Raw genomic sequence first — 17,532 nt, 5'->3', positions numbered from 1 at the left:
AGCGATCCGGTCTTTTCCGGACGTGAGAATCAGCACCCGGTCCTGAAGGAACCGACTCGCGAAGGATGCGCAAGGTTGCGAGATCCGTTAATGTGAAATCACATTGCTAGCGCGGCGCTATGCCGTACGAAACGGGGGACCCATGTCCGCACCACACGACCTTCCCGGCACCACAGGCCCCGGCGCCGACCTGGCTCCGGACGCACCCGAGATGCCCGAACCGCAGGTCAGGGAGACGACCGCCCACTCCATTCCGGGCGGCCTCGGGCTACTGCTGACCGTTCTCGGAGTGTTCCTCGGCGTGGCCCTGGCCATCGTCGGAGGCGTCCTCGGCTCGAACGGGCACAACGGCGCCGGCATCCCGCTCTTCGTCCTCGGACTGCTCCTGGTGATCGCGTCCTTCTTCTGCATGAGCGGTGTGAAGATGGTCGCTCCGGGCGAGGCACGGGTCATCCAGCTCTTCGGGCGTTACGTCGGCACGATCCGCGCGGACGGCCTGCGGTGGATCAACCCGCTGACGTCCAGCCGCAAGATCTCCACCCGGGTCCGCAACCACGAGACGGCCGTCCTGAAGGTCAACGACGCCTACGGCAACCCGATCGAGCTCGCGGCGATCGTCGTCTGGAAGGTCGAGGACACGGCCCAGGCGCTCTTCGAGGTCGACGACTTCCTGGAGTTCGTCGCCACCCAGACCGAGGCCGCCGTCCGGCACATCGCGATCGAGTACCCGTACGACGCCCACGAGGAGGGCGGCCTCTCCCTGCGGGGCAACGCCGAGGAGATCACCGAGAAGCTCGCGGTGGAGCTGACCGCGCGGGTCCAGGCGGCGGGCGTGCGCATCATCGAGTCCCGTTTCAGCCACCTCGCGTACGCCCCCGAGATCGCGTCCGCGATGCTCCAGCGGCAGCAGGCGGGCGCCGTCGTGGCGGCCAGGCAGCAGATCGTCGAGGGTGCGGTGGGCATGGTCGAGATGGCGCTGACCCGGATCGCCGAGCAGGACATCGTCGAGCTCGACTCCGAGCGGAAGGCGGCGATGGTCAGCAACCTGATGGTGGTGCTGTGCGGTGACCGCGCGGCGCAGCCGGTCCTGAACACGGGCACGCTCTACCAGTGACGGACGAGACGACCCCTCCCCCCGGCGGCGAGCGGCCGGCCCGGCGAGGCCCCGCGCGCAAGCAGATGCTGCTGCGCCTGGATCCGGCGGTGCACGACGCGCTGGCCCGGTGGGCCTCGGACGAGCTGCGCAGCGCGAACGCGCAGATCGAGTTCCTGCTGCGGCGGGCCCTGTCCGAGGCGGGCCGCCTGCCGGGGGGCACGGCCCCGATCCCCCGGCGGGGGCGGCCCCCGAAGACCCCGCCCCCCGAGGCTCCCGAACCCCGGGAGTGACGCGGACCAGGGGTTCCCGAGGGCCCCGGAAGGGACCTCAGGGGCACCGGGAGGCGGACCCCGGGGAGCCCATCGGACCCGTATACATGCCAGGTATACACACCGTGTACAGTGCCTCGCATGTCAATCGGTCACACCCTCCTCGGGCTCCTGGAGTCCGGCCCCCGCCATGGTTACGACCTCAAGCGCGCCTTCGACGAGAAGTTCGGGCACGATCGGCCGCTGCACTACGGCCAGGTCTACGCGACCATGTCCCGCCTGCTCAAGAACGGTCTCGTCGAAGTCGACGGGGTCGAGACCGACGGCGGGCCCGAGCGCAAGCGGTACGCCATCACCGACGCGGGCATCACCGACGTCGCCACCTGGCTCGCGCAGCCCGAGAAGCCGGAGCCGTACCTCCAGTCGACCCTCTACACGAAGGTCGTCCTCGCCCTGCTCACCGGCCGCAGCGCCGCCGACCTGCTGGACGCCCAGCGGTCCGAGCACCTGCGCCTGATGCGCATCCTCACGGACCGCAAGCGCAAGGGCGACCTCGCCGACCAGCTGATCTGCGACCACGCCCTCTTCCACCTCGAAGCCGACCTGCGCTGGCTGGAACTGACCGCCGCACGGCTCGGAAAGCTCGCCGAGGTGGTGGCCCCGTGACTCCCGAGGGTTCCCTCCTGGTCGCCCAGGACCTGCACAAGGCCTACGGCTCGACCCCGGCGCTGGACGGCGCCTCGTTCTCCGTGCACCCGGGCGAGGTCGTCGCCGTCATGGGGCCCTCGGGCTCCGGCAAGTCGACCCTGCTGCACTGCCTCGCCGGGATCGTCACCCCCGACACCGGCACCATCACCTACGCGGGCCGGGAGCTGTCCGCGATGTCCGACGCCGAGCGCAGCGCACTGCGCCGCAGCGATTTCGGCTTCGTCTTCCAGTTCGGCCAGCTCGTCCCCGAGCTGACCTGCCTGGAGAACGTCGCCCTGCCCCTCCGTCTCGAAGGGGTCAGGCGCAAGGAGGCCGAGCGCACCGCCCTGGGCTGGATGGAGCGCCTGGAGGTCGAGGCCCTCGCCGGCCAGCGGCCCGGCGAGGTCTCCGGCGGCCAGGGGCAGCGCGTCGCCGTGGCGCGTGCCCTGGTCGCCTCCCCGCGGGTGGTCTTCGCCGACGAACCGACCGGGGCGCTGGACTCCCTCAACGGCGAGCGGGTCATGGAGCTGCTCACCGAGTCCGCCAGGTCCGCGGGAACGGCCGTCGTGCTGGTCACCCACGAGGCGCGCGTCGCCGCGTACTCGGACCGCGACATCGTCGTACGCGACGGCCGCTGCCGCGGTCTGGAGTACGCCGTATGACCTGGCTGCGCGATCTCGGCCTCGGCATACGCTTCGCGGCGGCGGGCGGCCGCGAGGGCTGGGCACGGACCACACTCACCGCCGTCGGGGTGGGGCTGGGGGTGGCGCTGCTGCTCGTCGCCTCGTCCGTGCCCCATCTGCTGGCTGAACGCTCCCATCGCGACCTCGCGCGCCTGGAGAGCGCGGCTTCCTACGAGGGGAAGGCCGCGAAGTCCGACACCTCCGTGCTGCGTGTCAGCGCGGAGACCGAGTACAGGGGCAAGGTCGTCGGCGGCTTCCTCATGCGCCCGGAGGGTGCGCACCCGGTGACCCCGCCCGGGATCGGGGCACTCCCCGGCCCCGGGGAGATGGCGGCCTCCCCCGCGCTGAAGGAGCTGCTGGCCTCGCCCGAGGGCAGCCTCCTGCGGGAGCGTCTCCCGTACCGGATCACCGCGGCGATCGGCGACGCGGGCCTGCTCTCCCCCGGGGAGCTGTACTTCTACGCCGGCAGCGACACCCTGACCGCCGCCAACGGCGGCCATCGGGTCGACGGTTACGGCGACAGGCTCAAGGACGAGCCGCTCGCGCCCGCCCTCGTGGTCCTGGTCATCATGATCTGTGTGGTCCTGCTGGCGCCCGTCGCCATCTTCATCGCCACGGCCGTGCGCTTCGGCGGCGACCGCCGTGACCGCAGGCTCGCCGCCCTCCGTCTGATCGGTACGGACATCCGGTCGACCCGCAGGATCGCCGCGGGCGAAGCCCTCTTCGGCTCGCTGCTCGGGCTCCTCACGGGAGTGGTCTTCTTCCTCGTGGGCCGCAGGTTCAGCGGCTACGTCGAGGTGTGGAACTACAGCGTCTTCCCGTCCGACCTGACGCCCGCGCCGTGGATGGCGGCACTGGTCGCCGTCGCGGTGCCGCTCTGCGCGGTACTGGTGACGCTGGTCGCCATGCGCGCGGTGATCGTCGAACCGCTGGGCGTCGTGCGGCAGTCGGGCGGCCGGTCGCGCCGCCTCTGGTGGCGTCTGCTGGTCCCGGCCCTGGGGCTGGCCGTCCTGGGAGCGACCGGCAGGGTGGGCGAGGGCGGCTTCGTCGACCCGTACCCCATCGCGGCCGGTGCCGTCCTGGTCCTCTTCGGGCTCGCCCTGCTGTTGCCCTGGCTGGTCGAGGCGTGCGTACGCCCGCTGCGCCGCGGCCCGCTGTCCTGGCAGCTCGCCGTCCGCCGGCTGCAGCTGAACAGTGGCGCGGCCTCCCGCGCGGTCAGCGGGATCGCCGTCGCGGTGGCGGGTGCCGTGGCCCTGCAGATGATGTTCGCGGCGATGGGCGACGAGTTCTCGCACATGACGGGGCAGGACCCGTCACGTGCCCAGTTCCACACGTTCTCGGAGCGGGTCAGTGGGGACGCCGCCGTCCGGACCATCGAGGAGTTCCGCTCCACGAAGGGCGTCGAGGCCGTCATCGGCACGGTCGAGGCGTATGTGACGAAGCCCGGGACGTACAAGGAGGACGAGGTCACCCCGACCACCTCCCTCAGCATCGGTGACTGCGCGACCCTGAAGGAGCTGGCCGAGATCCGCTCCTGCGCGGACGGTGACGTCTTCGTCGTCCACCCGAGGGGCGACAAGGAGATGAGCGACTGGATGGACGAGACGGCACGCAAGGGAAAGGAGATCGAGCTCAACCCGGACATCGGCATGGTGCCGGGAGCGAAGCCGATGCGCTGGACCCTGCCCGCCGACGCCCCGACCGTGACCGCGGCGCCCGACCCGCTCGGCGAGGAGCACTGGGGCATCATGGCGACGGTCGGCGCCATCGACCCGCGCACGCTGCCGAACGCCCAGACCATCGCGCAGATCAAGGTCGACGAGGGGGTGGAGGACGTCGGCGAGTACGTGCGGAACACCGCCGCCAGGATCGACCCGGGCATGCGGGTCGCCGCCCTGACCTCGGTGACACGTGACCGTCAGTACGAAAGTGTGCAGACCGGGCTGCGGTTCGGCGCGCTGGCGACCCTGCTGCTGATCGCCGCCTCGATGCTGGTCTCCCAGCTGGAGCAGCTCAGGGAGCGCAAGCGGCTGCTGTCGGTCCTGGTCGCCTTCGGCACCAGGCGGGTCACGCTCGGCTGGTCGGTGCTCTGGCAGACGGCCGTCCCCGTGGCCATCAGCATCCTGGTCGCCGTCGCGGGAGGTGTCGGGCTCGGCGCCGTCATGACGTGGATGCTGGCCAAGACGGTGACGCGGTGGTGGGTGTTCCTGCCGATGGCGGGCGCGGGCGCGGCCCTCGTCCTGGCGGTGACCCTGCTCTCCCTGCCGCTGCTGTGGCGCATGATGCGCCCGGACGGCCTGCGCACGGAGTGAGCGCACGAGGGGTGGGCGCGCCGGCGCACGCGCTCACCCCTCGGCGTGCACCCGCACCGGCAGCGCCCCCAGGGCCCCGCGCAGCGCGGCCGCGAGCTCCTCGAACTCCTCATGGCGGGCCGAGCCCGTGCGCACCGCGAGGGCGACCCGCCGGGAGGGCGCGGGGTCCATGAAGTACCCCGTGGACAGCGCCTCGTTGCGCCCGGTCTCCACCGTCACCGCCGTACGCGGCAGCAGCGTCACCCCGAGCCCTCCGGCGACCAGCTGCACCAGCGTGGAGAGCCCGGCCGCGGTCGTCGTCACCGGCGCCCCCCGCGTGCGCCCCGCCTCACGGCAGATGTCCAGGGCCTGGTCGCGCAGGCAGTGCCCCTCGTCGAGCAGCAGCAGCGGAAGGTCGCGCAGCGTCTCGCGCGGCAGCCCCGCGCCCCCTGCGAGGTGGTGCCCCTTCTCCATCACGAGGACGAAGTCCTCGTCGAACAGCGGCAGTTCCGTGACCCCGGGCACACCCAGCGGCACCGCGAGCAGCAGCAGGTCCAGCCGCCCGGCGGCCAGCCCGTCCAGCAGCGAGGAGGTCTGCTCCTCGTGGACCTGGAGGTCCAGCTCCGGGTAGCGCTCATGGACCAGCCTGAGCACGGTCGGCAGCAGATACGGCGCCACGGTCGGGATCACGCCCAGGCGGAGTATCCCGGTGAACGGCGCGCGCACCGCCTCGGCCTCCTCCATCAGCTCGCCGAGCGCCTCCAGCACCGCCCGGCTCCGCACCGCGAGCCGCTCCCCGGCCGGCGACAGGAGCACCTTGCGCGTCGTACGCTCGATGAGCTGGACACCGAGTGCCACCTCCAGCGCGGACACCGCCCCGGAGAGCGCCGGCTGACTCATCCCGATTGCTGCCGCCGCGTCCCGGAAGTGCAGATGCTCCGCCACGGCCGAGAAGGCGCGCAGCTGCGAGAGGCTGGGCTGCTTGACCCTATTGGCCTGATTTACATACGCCACTGATAGGCACCTCCGATCATCCGCACCGAGTGTAGCTATTTCCGTGATCAATGCACTGTGTGCCAAGGTGGGGGCAGTCCAACCCCCAGGAAAGCCCCCAAAAGGGGATTTCCTACGCAGCAAGGAGTGCGCGTGCTCACTGTCGGTGACAAGTTCCCCGAGTTCGACCTGACCGCTTGTGTGTCGCTGGAGAGCGGCAAGGAGTTCGAGCAGATCAACCACAAGACCTACGAGGGTCAGTGGAAGATCGTCTTCGCGTGGCCGAAGGACTTCACCTTCGTGTGCCCCACCGAGATCGCCGCCTTCGGCAAGCTGAACGAAGAGTTCGCCGACCGTGACGCGCAGATCCTCGGCTTCTCCGGTGACTCCGAGTTCGTGCACCACGCCTGGCGCAAGGACCACCCGGACCTCACCGACCTGCCCTTCCCGATGCTGGCCGACTCGAAGCACGAGCTCATGCGTGACCTCGGCATCGAGGGCGAGGACGGCTTCGCACAGCGCGCCGTCTTCATCGTCGACCAGAACAACGAGATCCAGTTCACGATGGTGACCGCCGGTTCCGTGGGCCGTAACCCCAAGGAGGTCCTGCGGGTCCTCGACGCCCTGCAGACCGACGAGCTGTGCCCGTGCAACTGGACCAAGGGCGAGAACACCCTCGACCCGGTCGCGCTCCTCTCCGGCGAGTGAGCTGATACGACATGGCACTCGACGAACTGAAGTCCGCCATACCGGACTTCGCCAAGGACCTGAAGCTGAACCTCGGCTCGGTCATCGGCAACAGCGAGCTTCCCCAGCAGCAGCTGTGGGGCACCGTCCTGGCCTGCGCGATCGCCTCGCGCTCGCCGAAGGTGCTGCGCGAGCTGGAGCCCGAGGCCAAGGCCAACCTCTCCGCCGAGGCGTACACCGCGGCGAAGTCGGCCGCGGCGATCATGGCGATGAACAACGTCTTCTACCGCACCCGGCACCTGCTGTCGGACCCCGAGTACGGCAACCTCCGTGCGGGTCTGCGGATGAACGTCATCGGCAAGCCGGGCGTGGAGAAGGTCGACTTCGAGCTGTGGTCGCTCGCCGTCTCCGCCATCAACGGCTGCGGCCAGTGCCTGGACTCCCACGAGCAGGTGCTGCGCAAGGCCGGCGTCGACCGTGAGACCATTCAGGAAGCCGTCAAGATCGCTTCGGTGATCCAGGCGGTCGGCGTGACCCTCGAGGCCGAGGCCGTGCTCGCCGAGTAGTACCCCGCATACGAGAAGGGCCCCGAGGACGACCGACCGTCCTCGGGGCCCTTTTCATGTCCCGTTCCGCACCCGCCGGCTCACTTCTCCGGGCCGGTTCCCGGATCCGGCCGCCCGCCGGTGTCCGCCGGCTCGTCGGCCGGGCGGGCGCCCGGCGGCTCCGTCGGAGCCATGGCGGAGAGCGCGGTGGCACCGTGCGGCCCCGGCCCGTGGAGATCCGCCTGCGCGTGCCCGTAGGAGCGCAGATAGCCGACCACCGTGTTGGTCACCGCGACGAGCGGTACGGCGACGACGGCACCGCCGATGCCCGCGACCATGCCTCCGGCGGCGACGGAGAGCACGACGGCCAGCGGATGGACGCGCACGGCGCGGCCGAGGATGAAGGGCTGGAGGATGTGGCCCTCGATCTGCTGCACGGCGAGCACCACGATCAGCACCATCAGCGCGGTGAACACGCCCTGGGTGACGAGCGCGACGACCACCGCGAGCGCTCCGGAGATGACGGCGCCGACCAGCGGGATGAAGGCGAAGAGGAAGATGAAGACGGCGAGCGGCACCGCCATCGGCACATCGAGGAAGTAGATCCCGAGCCCGATGAAGATCGCGTCGATCAGCGCCACGATGACCGTGCCCCGCACATAGGCGGTCAGCGTCCGCCACGCGCGCGGGCCCGCGCCCGCGACTCCCGGACGGGCCTGGGCGGGCACGAGCTTGAGGACCCACTGCCAGATGCGCTTCCCGTCGTACATCAGGAAGAGCGTCGAGAACATCGCCAGCAGCACCCCGGTGAGCACCTCCACCATCACGGTGACGCCCTGGAGGCCGGCCGAGGTGATCTCCTCCGTGTTGGTGCCGATGGTGTCGCTGAGGTTCTTCGCGATGTCGTTGATCTGCGACTCGGTGACATGGAACGGGCTGTCCAGGAGCCAGCGCTTCAGCTCGTCGATGCCGTCGCGGACCCGGTCGGAGAGCGTGTCCAGGTTGTCCATCACCTGCCATACGACGAACCAGCCGACCAGGCCCATGACGACGAACCCGAGCACGGCGGTGACCGCGGTCGCCAGGCCGCGCGGCAGCCCGAGCCGCTTGAGCCGTACGACGGTCGGCTGCAGCATCGCGGTGACCAGCAGGGCCGCGGCGAAGGCGAAGACGACCAGCTGCACGGCGCTGATGATCCGCATCAGCACCCAGACCGTGCCCGCCAGGACCAGCAGCCGCCAGCCGGCCTCCGCCGCCACCCGCATCCCCCAGGGAATCGCGGCGACCGGTTCGGGCCGGGGGGCGGCGACGGCGGGGGCGTAGGAGGGCGGGCGCGGCACCTGGGCGGCGGCGACCGTGGAGAGTGTCGACGAGGACACGTCCTTGGCCGCGTCGACGTCGGCGCGCCGCTCGTCCTCGGCGCGGCGTTCTTCCAGGCGCGCCCCGATCTCGGTCAGTTCGGCTCCCAGCCGACCGAGCCACCCCGGAAGTCTCGACATGGTTTTTCCCTTCCCCCATCCGCTCCCCGCACGCCCCCCGGGGGCGGTCCGGGTCCGACCGTACACGCGAGAAGCCCCGCACCGTAGGAGACGGTGCGGGGCTTCCCGGAGTTGAGAGCGAACCTCGCGGGGTTCTAGTACCAGTGGTTGGCCTGCCAGAACGACCAGGCGGCGCAGGGGCTGCCGTAGCGGTCGCTGTTCATGTAGCTGAGGCCCCACTTGATCTGGGTGGCCGGGTTGGTCTGCCAGTCCGCGCCCGCCGACGCCATCTTGGAGCCGGGCAGCGCCTGCATGATGCCGTAGGCCCCGGAAGACGGGTTGGTCGCCTTGTAGTTCCAGCCCGACTCGCGCTCCACGATGTTGCTGAAGCACTGGAACTGGTCGGCCGGCATCATGGCGCGGGCCATGGCCTGGACCTCGGCGACGCTGTAGGAGCTCTGCGTCGAGAACGACGAGGCGCTCCGGACGGAGTCCCGGCTCGCGCGCTCGGCCGCTTCCTTGGCCTCGCGCTCCGCCTCCAGCTTGTCCTCGGCCGCCTGCTTCTTCGACTTGGCGTCCTTGGCGGCCTGGATGCGGGCCGTCTCCTCGGCGGACTTCTTGGCCGCCGCGTCGGCCGCTGATGCCTGGGCATCGGCCTGCTGCGTCAGCGAAGCGGTCTGCACCTGGGCCTGCTGGCCCGCGGGGATGTCTGCGAGCAGCGTGGTGTCGGCTGCGGCCGCCTCGAAGTTGTTGTCGTCGACAGCGGGAGTGCTGCCCGACGCAACGCCCACGACGGCGCCTACGGTGGTTACCGCCGTGGCCGATGCCACTGCGAACCCCCGGACCGAGATCCGGCTCACACGGTGTCCTTCCAGCATCGCCCGCTTAGGTGACCTCGCGGGCGCGATCGTGCCCCTGACACTGGCCTCCCTACTGCATGGGTCACGGGAGGCACGGGCCCGGTGGGCGGCTTCCTCTCGGAAGCGCCGCGTGGTGCTCGCGGGCGGCATACGGACGGCGATTGTTGAGTTGTGTGGTGCGGGGCGCCTTCGGAGGTGCCCAAGTGCCGTATGCGGGGCCTGACGGAAGCAAGACTCTGCCGGAAGGACACGGCGCGTTGCAATTCTGTGTTGCGTGTGAAAGCTCACACCTCGTTTGGCGCACAACTTTTTCGGAAATGACGGCGCAACACGATGCCGCCCGGCTAAGCTCCTTGGCTCGCCGGGCGGCATCTATGGTGTGTACCGGGTCAGATGTGACCGTCCTCCAGCATTTCGGTCACGAGCGCGGCGATCTGCGAGCGCTCGGAACGGGTGAGGGTGACGTGCGCGAAGAGCGGATGCCCCTTCAGTTTCTCGACCACGGCGACGACTCCGTCGTACCGGCCGACCCTGAGGTTGTCCCGCTGCGCCACGTCGTGCGTGAGCACCACACGCGAATTCGCCCCGATCCGGGACAACACGGTCAGAAGGACATTCCGCTCCAGCGACTGCGCCTCGTCCACGATCACGAACGCGTCGTGGAGGGAGCGGCCCCGGATGTGGGTGAGCGGCAGGATCTCCAGCATCCCGCGCCCCAGCACCTCTTCGATGACCTCGCGCCCGGCGACCGCCGACAGCGTGTCGAAGACGGCCTGCGCCCAGGGGCTCATCTTCTCGGCCTCGCTGCCGGGGAGATAGCCGAGCTCCTGCCCGCCGACCGCGTACAGCGGCCGGAAGACCATCACCTTCTTGTGCTGCCTGCGCTCCAGCACGGCCTCCAGGCCCGCGCAGAGCGCCAGGGCGGACTTGCCGGTGCCCGCCCGGCCGCCCATGGACACGATCCCGACGTCCGGGTCGAGGAGCAGATCGAGCGCGATGCGCTGCTCGGCGCTGCGGCCGTGGATGCCGAAGGCCTCCCTGTCCCCGCGCACGAGACGGACGTTGCCCTCGGCCGTGACCCTGCCGAGCGCCTTGCCGCGCTCGGACTGGAGGACCAGCCCGGTGTGCACGGGGAACTCGGCGGCCTCTGGGACGTACAGCGTCTCCTCGCTGAAGAGCAGGTCGACCTGTTCGGCCGCGAGGGAGAGCTCCGACATCCCGGTCCAGCCGGAGTCGGTGATGGCGAGTTCGGCGCGGTACTCCTCGGCGAGGAGGCCGACCGAGGACGCCTTGATGCGGAGCGGCAGGTCCTTGGAGACGACCGTGACGTCGTAACCCTCGGCCTGGAGATTGCGCGCGACCGCGAGAATCCGTGAGTCGTTGTCCCCCAACCGGTAGCCGGCGGGCAGTACGCCGGGGTCGGAATGGTTGAGTTCGACACGGAGCGACCCGCCCAGATCCCCGAGCGGGATCGGGGCGTCCAGCCGGCCGTACCGGACCCGGAAGTCGTCCAGCAGGCGCAGGGCCTGCCGGGCGAAGTATCCGAGCTCCGGGTGGTGCCTCTTGGCCTCCAGCTCCGTGACCACCACGATCGGCAGCACGACTTCGTGCTCGTCGAAGCGGGCCATGGCGTTGGGGTCGGCCAGCAGGACGCTGGTGTCGAGAACATAGGTGCGCCGGTCGGGCATGCGGCGCTTAGTGCTGGTCACGGAAGGACGTACCCCCTCGGACGAGGTCGGGGAGTGCGACGAGCGTCGCGGAACCCCCGAAGGGAGAGGACGGACCGGGTTCGGGCCCCGTGCGCGGGCCGAACTCCGGCCCTCCGCGTCGGCCGCATGTCGTGCGGTCCTTCGTGTGCAAAGGGCCTCCCGGGCGAGCGGGCTGGGCGCCGCTCACTTGGTTGCGACGTCCGCCTGGTTGCTGACCGGACATCGACCTGAGAGCTGTATTCCCTCGAACACGCGAAGCCATGCCCCGGCCTGCGAGAAGGTGTGTCCCGCCGGGCGCCCGGCGGGCCCCCTCGTCCTCGTGCCGTCAGGCCCCGTAGCGCCGGTGGCGCGCCGCGTAGTCACGCAGGGCGCGCAGGAAGTCGACCTTGCGGAAGGCCGGCCAGAAGACCTCGCAGAAGTAGTACTCCGAATGGGCGCTCTGCCAGAGCATGAAGCCCGAGAGGCGCTGCTCCCCGCTGGTACGGATCACGAGGTCCGGGTCGGGCTGTCCGCGGGTGTAGAGGTGCTCGGAGATCAGGTCCGTCGAGACGACCTCGGCGAGCTCCTCGAAGGTCGTGCCCTTGGAGGAGTGCTCCAGCAGCAGGGACCGCACGGCGTCGGCGATCTCCTGGCGCCCGCCGTAGCCGACGGCGACGTTGACGATTATCCCCTCGACGCCCGCCGTGGCCTCCTCCGCCTCCTTCAGGACGGTCTGGGTCCGCGCGGGCAGCAGGTCGAGCGTCCCGACGTGGTGGACGCGCCAGCGCCCGTCGGCCGCCAGCTGGCGCACGGTGTTCTCGATGATGCCGAGCAGCGGGATGAGCTCCGCCTCCGGCCGGTCGAAGTTGTCCGTGGACAGCAGCCAGAGGGTGACGACCTCGACCTGCGTCTCGCTGCACCAGCCGAGCAGCTCGGAGATCTTGTCCGCCCCTGCCTGGTGCCCCTCCACGGCGGAGCCGCCGGACGCCTTCGCCCACCGCCGGTTGCCGTCGAGGATGACTCCGATGTGCTTGGGCACCTGTTCGTGATCCAGGCGGCCTTCCACCCGGCGGGCGTAGAGCCCGTACACCAGGTCGCGCAAGTTCACTGAGTTCACCCTCTCGGTTCCGTACGGGCCCGAGGCCCGCCCTCCCCCTCGCCGGGGGTCCGGGGCCGCCCCCCGGGGGATCACCGTGCGGTCCGCGCACCGCGCTGACGCGCTGCGGACCGGCATGTCCCGAAGCGGCCACATTACTGCGGACGGGTCACGGGGGCCCAACCCGGCCTGTCACAAGTCCGTGATAAGGAGTGAAACGTGACTGATTCCCTCTCCTACCTCCCCGACGCGTCGCGCTACGACTCCATGGAGTACCGCCGCACCGGCCGCAGCGGGCTCAGGCTTCCCGCCGTGTCGCTCGGTCTGTGGCACAACTTCGGCGACGACCGCGGCCTGGACTCCCAGCGGGCGATCCTGCGCCGTGCCTTCGATCTGGGTGTGACCCACTTCGACCTGGCCAACAACTACGGCCCGCCGCCCGGCTCCGCCGAGCTGAACTTCGGCAAGCTCCTCCGCCAGGACTTCGCCCCGTACAGGGACGAGCTCGTCGTCTCGACGAAGGCGGGCTACCGGATGCACCCCGGCCCGTACGGCGAGTGGGGCTCCCGCAAGTACCTGCTGAACTCGCTCGACGCCTCGCTGAAGCGGATGGGCCTCGACCACGTCGACATCTTCTACTCCCACCGCTTCGACCCCGCCACTCCGCTCGAGGAGACGATGGGGGCGCTCGCCTCGGCCGTGAGCCAGGGCAAGGCGCTGTACGCGGGCGTGTCCTCCTACAACGCGGTGCAGACCGCCGAGGCGGCCCGCATCCTCGAGGAGATGGGGGTTCCCGCCCTGATCCACCAGCCGTCCTATTCGATGGTCAACCGCTGGATCGAGTCGGACGGGCTGCTCGACACGCTGGAGACGGCCGGCATGGGCTGCATCTCCTTCGCTCCGCTCGCCCAGGGGCTGCTCACGGACAAGTACCTGTCGGGCATCCCCGAGGGTTCGCGGGCCAGCCAGGGCAAGTCGCTGGACCCGGGCCTGCTGTCCGACGAGATGGTGCGCCGGCTGCGCGGGCTGAACGACATCGCGCGGGGCCGCGGCCAGTCCCTCGCCCAGCTGGCGCTGAACTGGGTGCTGCGTGACAGCCGCATGACGTCGGCGCTGATCGGCGCGTCGAGTGTGAAGCAGCTGGAGCAGAACGTGGCGGCGCTCGCCGCACCGGCGCTGACCGCCGAGGAGCTGAAGGAGATCGACACCTTCGCCGTGGACACCGCGAGCACCAACATCTGGGCCAACCGGGGCTGAGAGCGCCCTCGGGAGCCGCCCGTTTCCGTGTGCCGTCCGGTGCGCGGGGGCGGGAACACCGGCCTTCGTCCACAGGGCCCGCACATCCGCTCCACACCCCGGGCACAAAAAACGGGCCGGTCCGTGGGGGGGGTTACGGACCGGCCCGAGGGGGGGTTTCCACCATAACCCTTCGTAAGTGATGCTGCGTGCCACGCCACAAAATAATTACTCTCCGAATTCGCCGGAATGCGCTGCGGAGATGCGCTCCGGCCGTGTCCGGTACGCCGTAGCGGACAGGACCCGTCCTGTTGACGTCCTAGGTTCGGCCCATGACGACACGAGCCCGCACCGCCACCGTGACCTGGTCCCGGGCGAACGCACGCCGGCTGGAACGGCAGTACCTCTCCGACGGCGTTCCGCCCGCCGGTGGCGCCGCCCCGGGTGTCACCCGCGCCGTCTCCGCGATGCTCGGGGCGCACGCGCAGGTGCTGTCCGCCGCCGAGCTCTCCATCGGGCTCCGGGCCCCCGGTGCGACCCGTACGGACGTGCGTACGGCGCTGTGGGACGACCGGAGCCTCGTCAAGACGTTCGGGCCGCGCGGCACCGTGCATCTGCTGCCCGCCGAGGAGCTCCCGATGTGGACCGGCGCCCTGTCGGCGGTGCCGTGGGACGCCGGCCGCCTCTCCAAGGACGCCCGGATGACTGCCGATCAGGTCGAGGCCGTCGTGGCGGCCGTGGCCGACGCGCTGACCGGCGCCGAGCTCACGGTCGACGAGCTCTCCGACGAGGTGATCGCCCGCACCGGCCCCTGGGCGGGCGATCCGGTGATGCCCGCCTTCCAGGGGTGGTGGCCCCGCTGGCGCCAGGTGATGCATCTCGCGGGCCACCGCGGCGCCCTCTGCTACGCGCCGAACCGCGGCCGGAAGGCCACGTACACCAATCCCGGGACCGGCCCGCTGCCCGGCCCCGAGGCCACGGCGGCGCTCGTGCGGCGCTATCTGCACGCCTACGGTCCCGCGACCCCGGGCCACTTCGCCCGGTGGCTCGCGGCGCCGGCCGGCTGGGCCGGGAAGCTCTTCGAGGACCAGGCCTCGGCCGGCGCGATCGAGGAGGTCGCCTTCGAAGGCTCCGGGCCGGCCTGGGTGGTGGCGGGCGACACCCGGTTCCCCTCAAAGGCACCGCGCGGGGTGCGGCTGCTGCCCTACTTCGACGCGTTCGCCATCGCCTCCAGGCCCCGCGAGCTGCTCTTCCCCGGCGCGGCGTACGAACGCGCGCTGGCGGGCGGCCAGGCGGGGAACTTCCCCGTGCTGCTGGTGGACGGTGAGGTCGCGGGGGTGTGGCACCAGCGGCGCTCGGGGAAGCGGATCGCGGTGACGGTGGAGCCGCTGACCGCCCTGGACGGCGCCCGGACCCGGGAGCTGGAGGAGCGGGTGGCCCGGGTCGGCGAAGTGATGGAGGGGACGCCGGAACTGACGGTGGGAAAGGTGACGGTGGGCGGGCACGCGTAGCGGGGGGGGCGGGCCGCCGCCCCTCGCCTCGGAGGCGCAGGCGGCGGGGCCCGCTCCCCCGGCCTCAGCGGCGCACGAAGCGGATGGCCACGGTGTCGCCGCCCTTGACCACGAAGTCGCCGTTCTCGCACCGGAACACCGCTTCGTACACCTCGCCGTGCTCGTCGCGCAGCTCCTGCGTGCCGATGACCGTCCACGCCCCGCCGTACGGGGGCAGCGGCAGACGGCTCAGCTGCTCGAACTGCCACTGACCCGCGGGCACGCACCAGTCGGGGAGGCCGGGCCAGGCGCCGGAGGTGATGTTCAGCGTGTGGTCGGACGCACAGGTCAGCAGGACCGACTGTCCGCCCTCCAGCACGAATTCGACGGCTTCCGGCTCCCCCGCGCGGCCCTCGGGCCGATAGAACAGGCCATGGACGGCGATGATCCGCGCCCCCGTGAGCCAGTCGGCCTTCCCCTGCCTCGTCCGGCCCGCCGGCGGGCTGATCTCGTCGCCCGGCATTTCCCTTCCCACCGACATGACCTGCTCCTTCGTTGTGCGCTCAACCACCAGGGTCGCACTACTCATGGGTAGGACGGAGGGGCAGGGGATGCCGTTGCACCCGGATCCTGTGAATTGACCTTCAGCGTAGGCCTGTTGGCGGATGTTCCGGTTTGCGTGCCTCGACGAGGAACCGGGAGCTGTGGGCGACGAACGGTCCTTCCTCCTCGATGAGCCGGTGCAGGGAGCGGAGTTGGGGCAGGTACTCCGCGACGGTGAATCCCGGCACCATCCAGATGACCTTGCGCAGGAAGTGGACGACGGCGCCGATGTCGTGGAACTCGATGCGCAGCCGCTCGGCCCGCAGGTCCGTCACCTCCAGACCGGCCGCCTCCGCGCCCCTGCGCGCGCGCCCGGGATCCCGCGCGTCGCGCTCCTCGGGGGTGCGGGGGCCGAGGAAGTACTCGATGAGCTCGAAGACGCTGGCGGGGCCGACCTGTTGGGAGAAGTACGTGCCTCCGGGGGCCAGCACCCGGGCGATCTCCTCCCACCAGGTCGTCACCGGGTGCCGGCTGACGACGAGGTCGAAGGCACGGTCTCCGAACGGCAGCGGCGATCCCTCCCCGCACGCGACGACGGCCGCGCCGCGCGGGTGGAGCAGCGCGGTGGCGCGGGCGATGTTCGGCGGCCAGGACTCGGTGGCCACGGTCAGCGGCGGCAGCACGGGCGCGGAGGCGAGGACCTCGCCTCCGCCGGTGTCGATGTCCAGCGCGGCGCGGGCGCGCGCCAGGCGGCCCGCCATGGCCCGTGCGTACCCCCACGAGGGCCGCTCCTCGGTGGCCCGGCCCTCGAACCAGGAGAAGTCCCAGCCCTCGACGGAGACGGAGACGGCCTCCGCGACGAGGGCGTCGAAGCGCTCGTCCGACGTGGAGGCGGCGGAGGAGGACGAGGGGCCGGAGGATGCGGGCGATGGGGTCATCAGGGCAGCGTGGCAGCCTCCCGCCGCCCCGCGCGACCGGATATTCCGTACGTCCGTGCGCATGGTGAGGCTCAAGCGGCGAGGCCCCCGAACAGCAGACCGACGAGCGCTCCGGCGATCATGAAGGGGCCGAACGGGATGCCCGTCCTGCGCCCGGCCCTTCGCAACAGCATCAGTCCGGCCCCGTACAGCGCGCCGAAGAGGAAGCCCGCGAAACCGCCCGCGCACAGCACCGCCCAGCCGTACCAGCCGAGTGCCACCCCCAGCGCGAGGGCGAGCTTCACGTCGCCGAAGCCCATGCCGGTGGGGTTGATCAGGAAGAGCAGGAAGTAGAAGCCGCCGAGCGCCGCTCCTCCGAGGAGGGCCGTGGTCCAGGACCCGCCGTGCTCGGGCAGCAGCGCGGCGCACCCCAGGAGCACGGCTGCCGCTCCGGCGAGGGGCAGGGTCAGCCGGTCGGGCAGCCGGTGGACCCGGCGGTCGATGACGGCGAGGAGTACGGCGACGGGCGCCAGCAGCAGCCAGACGACGGCCTCCGGCCGGAGGCCGGTGGCGGCGGCGAGGGCCGCGCAGGCGAGCACGGTGACCGCCGGGGCGACGGCTCCGGGGGCGTAGCGGCGCGGCCGGGCCGGTGCCGGGCGTGCCCCGGGGTCCTCGGGTGCCGGGGCGCCGGGCAGCGCGGGGACGGTCACGGCGCAGGTCGCGCACCGGGTCGTGCCGAGCCAGCCGCGCGCGGGTCCCGTGAACGCGTGCCCGGCCGGGCAGGCGTCCCGCCAGGGCTCCTCGGGCTCCACGGAGAAGCGGTAGGCGGCGCGCGGGAGCAGCAGTCCGGCGGCGGCGCCCCAGAGCACGGCGACCGCGATGAGGGTGGCGTCCACGGCGCCGACCCTAATCCGCCCCGTGCTGCGGGGTCTTGGGCCCTGGGGCCCACTGCGGGCCGTTCCGGACCCAGAGT

17 protein-coding genes are annotated in these 17,532 nt (G+C 71.2%); 9 read left to right on the top strand and 8 right to left on the bottom strand.

Features of this window, described 5'->3' with window-relative positions; all coding sequences use genetic code 11:
• Positions 1 to 142: 142 nt before the first annotated feature.
• The 5 genes from AMK10_RS03930 to AMK10_RS03910 all read left to right on the top strand — a co-directional run bounded on the left by AMK10_RS03930 (position 143) and on the right by AMK10_RS03910 (position 5,047).
• Entirely contained in the window at positions 143 to 1,114 is a 972-nt protein-coding gene (locus AMK10_RS03930) for an SPFH domain-containing protein (RefSeq protein WP_073744743.1), read from the top strand.
• A complete protein-coding gene (locus tag AMK10_RS03925) occupies positions 1,111 to 1,386 on the top strand; it encodes a hypothetical protein (RefSeq protein ID WP_073744741.1) in 276 nt (91 codons plus the stop codon). Before AMK10_RS03930 ends, AMK10_RS03925 begins: the two co-directional genes overlap by 4 nt.
• 120 nt (positions 1,387 to 1,506) lie before the next feature.
• Complete coding sequence (locus tag AMK10_RS03920) at positions 1,507 to 2,031, top strand: PadR family transcriptional regulator (RefSeq protein WP_073744739.1); 525 nt, start codon at positions 1,507 to 1,509, stop codon at positions 2,029 to 2,031.
• Entirely contained in the window at positions 2,028 to 2,714 is a 687-nt protein-coding gene (locus AMK10_RS03915) for an ABC transporter ATP-binding protein (protein WP_073744736.1), read from the top strand. Before AMK10_RS03920 ends, AMK10_RS03915 begins: the two co-directional genes overlap by 4 nt.
• Positions 2,711 to 5,047, top strand: a complete 2,337-nt coding sequence (locus tag AMK10_RS03910; RefSeq protein WP_073744734.1) for an FtsX-like permease family protein — start codon at positions 2,711 to 2,713, stop codon at positions 5,045 to 5,047. Before AMK10_RS03915 ends, AMK10_RS03910 begins: the two co-directional genes overlap by 4 nt.
• Before the next feature lie 33 nt (positions 5,048 to 5,080).
• Here AMK10_RS03910 and AMK10_RS03905 read toward each other — a convergent pair whose 3' ends face one another.
• Entirely contained in the window at positions 5,081 to 6,040 is a 960-nt protein-coding gene (locus AMK10_RS03905) for a hydrogen peroxide-inducible genes activator (RefSeq protein WP_073744732.1), read from the bottom strand.
• A 132-nt stretch (positions 6,041 to 6,172) separates the two neighbouring features.
• Between AMK10_RS03905 and AMK10_RS03900 the strand changes: the two genes are divergently transcribed.
• Positions 6,173 to 6,727 (top strand): peroxiredoxin, encoded by a 555-nt coding sequence (locus AMK10_RS03900; RefSeq protein ID WP_073744729.1) that lies wholly within the window; start codon positions 6,173 to 6,175, stop codon positions 6,725 to 6,727.
• A gap of 11 nt (positions 6,728 to 6,738) precedes the next feature.
• Positions 6,739 to 7,272 (top strand): alkyl hydroperoxide reductase, encoded by a 534-nt coding sequence (locus AMK10_RS03895; RefSeq protein ID WP_073744727.1) that lies wholly within the window; start codon positions 6,739 to 6,741, stop codon positions 7,270 to 7,272.
• Positions 7,273 to 7,352: 80 nt separating this feature from the next.
• Here the strand turns inward: AMK10_RS03895 and AMK10_RS03890 are convergent, their stop codons facing one another.
• From AMK10_RS03890 to AMK10_RS03875, 4 genes are all read right to left on the bottom strand, one after another.
• Entirely contained in the window at positions 7,353 to 8,750 is a 1,398-nt protein-coding gene (locus AMK10_RS03890; protein WP_073744725.1) for an AI-2E family transporter, read from the bottom strand.
• A gap of 134 nt (positions 8,751 to 8,884) precedes the next feature.
• Complete coding sequence (locus tag AMK10_RS03885; RefSeq protein WP_073744723.1) at positions 8,885 to 9,589, bottom strand: transglycosylase SLT domain-containing protein; 705 nt, start codon at positions 9,587 to 9,589, stop codon at positions 8,885 to 8,887.
• Positions 9,590 to 9,978: 389 nt separating this feature from the next.
• Positions 9,979 to 11,277: a PhoH family protein gene (locus AMK10_RS03880; RefSeq protein WP_073744721.1), complete on the bottom strand. Its 1,299-nt coding sequence runs from the start codon at positions 11,275 to 11,277 to the stop codon at positions 9,979 to 9,981.
• Positions 11,278 to 11,623: 346 nt separating this feature from the next.
• Positions 11,624 to 12,385 (bottom strand): isoprenyl transferase, encoded by a 762-nt coding sequence (locus AMK10_RS03875; RefSeq protein WP_073744719.1) that lies wholly within the window; start codon positions 12,383 to 12,385, stop codon positions 11,624 to 11,626.
• 207 nt (positions 12,386 to 12,592) lie between these two features.
• Between AMK10_RS03875 and mgrA the strand changes: the two genes are divergently transcribed.
• Together mgrA and AMK10_RS03865 are read left to right on the top strand one after the other, a co-directional pair.
• Entirely contained in the window at positions 12,593 to 13,630 is a 1,038-nt protein-coding gene (gene mgrA / locus AMK10_RS03870; RefSeq protein ID WP_073744717.1) for an L-glyceraldehyde 3-phosphate reductase, read from the top strand.
• Between the two features lie 311 nt (positions 13,631 to 13,941).
• Positions 13,942 to 15,120 (top strand): winged helix DNA-binding domain-containing protein, encoded by a 1,179-nt coding sequence (locus AMK10_RS03865; RefSeq protein WP_073744715.1) that lies wholly within the window; start codon positions 13,942 to 13,944, stop codon positions 15,118 to 15,120.
• A gap of 64 nt (positions 15,121 to 15,184) precedes the next feature.
• Here the strand turns inward: AMK10_RS03865 and AMK10_RS03860 are convergent, their stop codons facing one another.
• The 3 genes from AMK10_RS03860 to AMK10_RS03850 all read right to left on the bottom strand — a co-directional run bounded on the left by AMK10_RS03860 (position 15,185) and on the right by AMK10_RS03850 (position 17,455).
• Positions 15,185 to 15,640, bottom strand: coding sequence for a hypothetical protein (locus AMK10_RS03860; protein WP_073744713.1), 456 nt, complete (start codon positions 15,638 to 15,640; stop codon positions 15,185 to 15,187).
• A 103-nt stretch (positions 15,641 to 15,743) separates the two neighbouring features.
• Positions 15,744 to 16,580 carry a class I SAM-dependent methyltransferase gene (locus tag AMK10_RS03855; RefSeq protein ID WP_073744711.1) on the bottom strand — a complete coding sequence of 279 codons (837 nt, stop codon included), beginning with the start codon at positions 16,578 to 16,580 and terminating at the stop codon, positions 15,744 to 15,746.
• Between the two features lie 71 nt (positions 16,581 to 16,651).
• Entirely contained in the window at positions 16,652 to 17,455 is an 804-nt protein-coding gene (locus tag AMK10_RS03850; RefSeq protein WP_073744709.1) for a prepilin peptidase, read from the bottom strand.
• Positions 17,456 to 17,532: the final 77 nt, after the last annotated feature.

The organism is Streptomyces sp. CB02058, from assembly GCF_001905505.1.
In the GTDB taxonomy this organism is placed as follows: Bacteria; Actinomycetota; Actinomycetes; order Streptomycetales; family Streptomycetaceae; genus Streptomyces.
Note: the sequence above shows the minus strand (reverse complement) of the source record. Positions and strands in the feature narration are given on the sequence as shown.

Bases quoted from the DNA above. Each gene is read 5' to 3' on its own strand.
- AMK10_RS03855 (WP_073744711.1), bottom strand. From the start codon at position 16,580: ATGACCCCATCGCCCGCATCCTCCGGCCCCTCGTCCTCCTCCGCCGCC.
- AMK10_RS03865 (WP_073744715.1), top strand. From the start codon at position 13,942: ATGACGACACGAGCCCGCACCGCCACCGTGACCTGGTCCCGGGCGAAC.
- AMK10_RS03890 (WP_073744725.1), bottom strand. From the start codon at position 8,750: ATGTCGAGACTTCCGGGGTGGCTCGGTCGGCTGGGAGCCGAACTGACC.
- AMK10_RS03910 (WP_073744734.1), top strand. From the start codon at position 2,711: ATGACCTGGCTGCGCGATCTCGGCCTCGGCATACGCTTCGCGGCGGCG.
- AMK10_RS03895 (WP_073744727.1), top strand. From the start codon at position 6,739: ATGGCACTCGACGAACTGAAGTCCGCCATACCGGACTTCGCCAAGGAC.
- AMK10_RS03860 (WP_073744713.1), bottom strand. From the start codon at position 15,640: ATGTCGGTGGGAAGGGAAATGCCGGGCGACGAGATCAGCCCGCCGGCG.
- AMK10_RS03880 (WP_073744721.1), bottom strand. From the start codon at position 11,277: ATGCCCGACCGGCGCACCTATGTTCTCGACACCAGCGTCCTGCTGGCC.
- AMK10_RS03930 (WP_073744743.1), top strand. From the start codon at position 143: ATGTCCGCACCACACGACCTTCCCGGCACCACAGGCCCCGGCGCCGAC.
- AMK10_RS03920 (WP_073744739.1), top strand. From the start codon at position 1,507: ATGTCAATCGGTCACACCCTCCTCGGGCTCCTGGAGTCCGGCCCCCGC.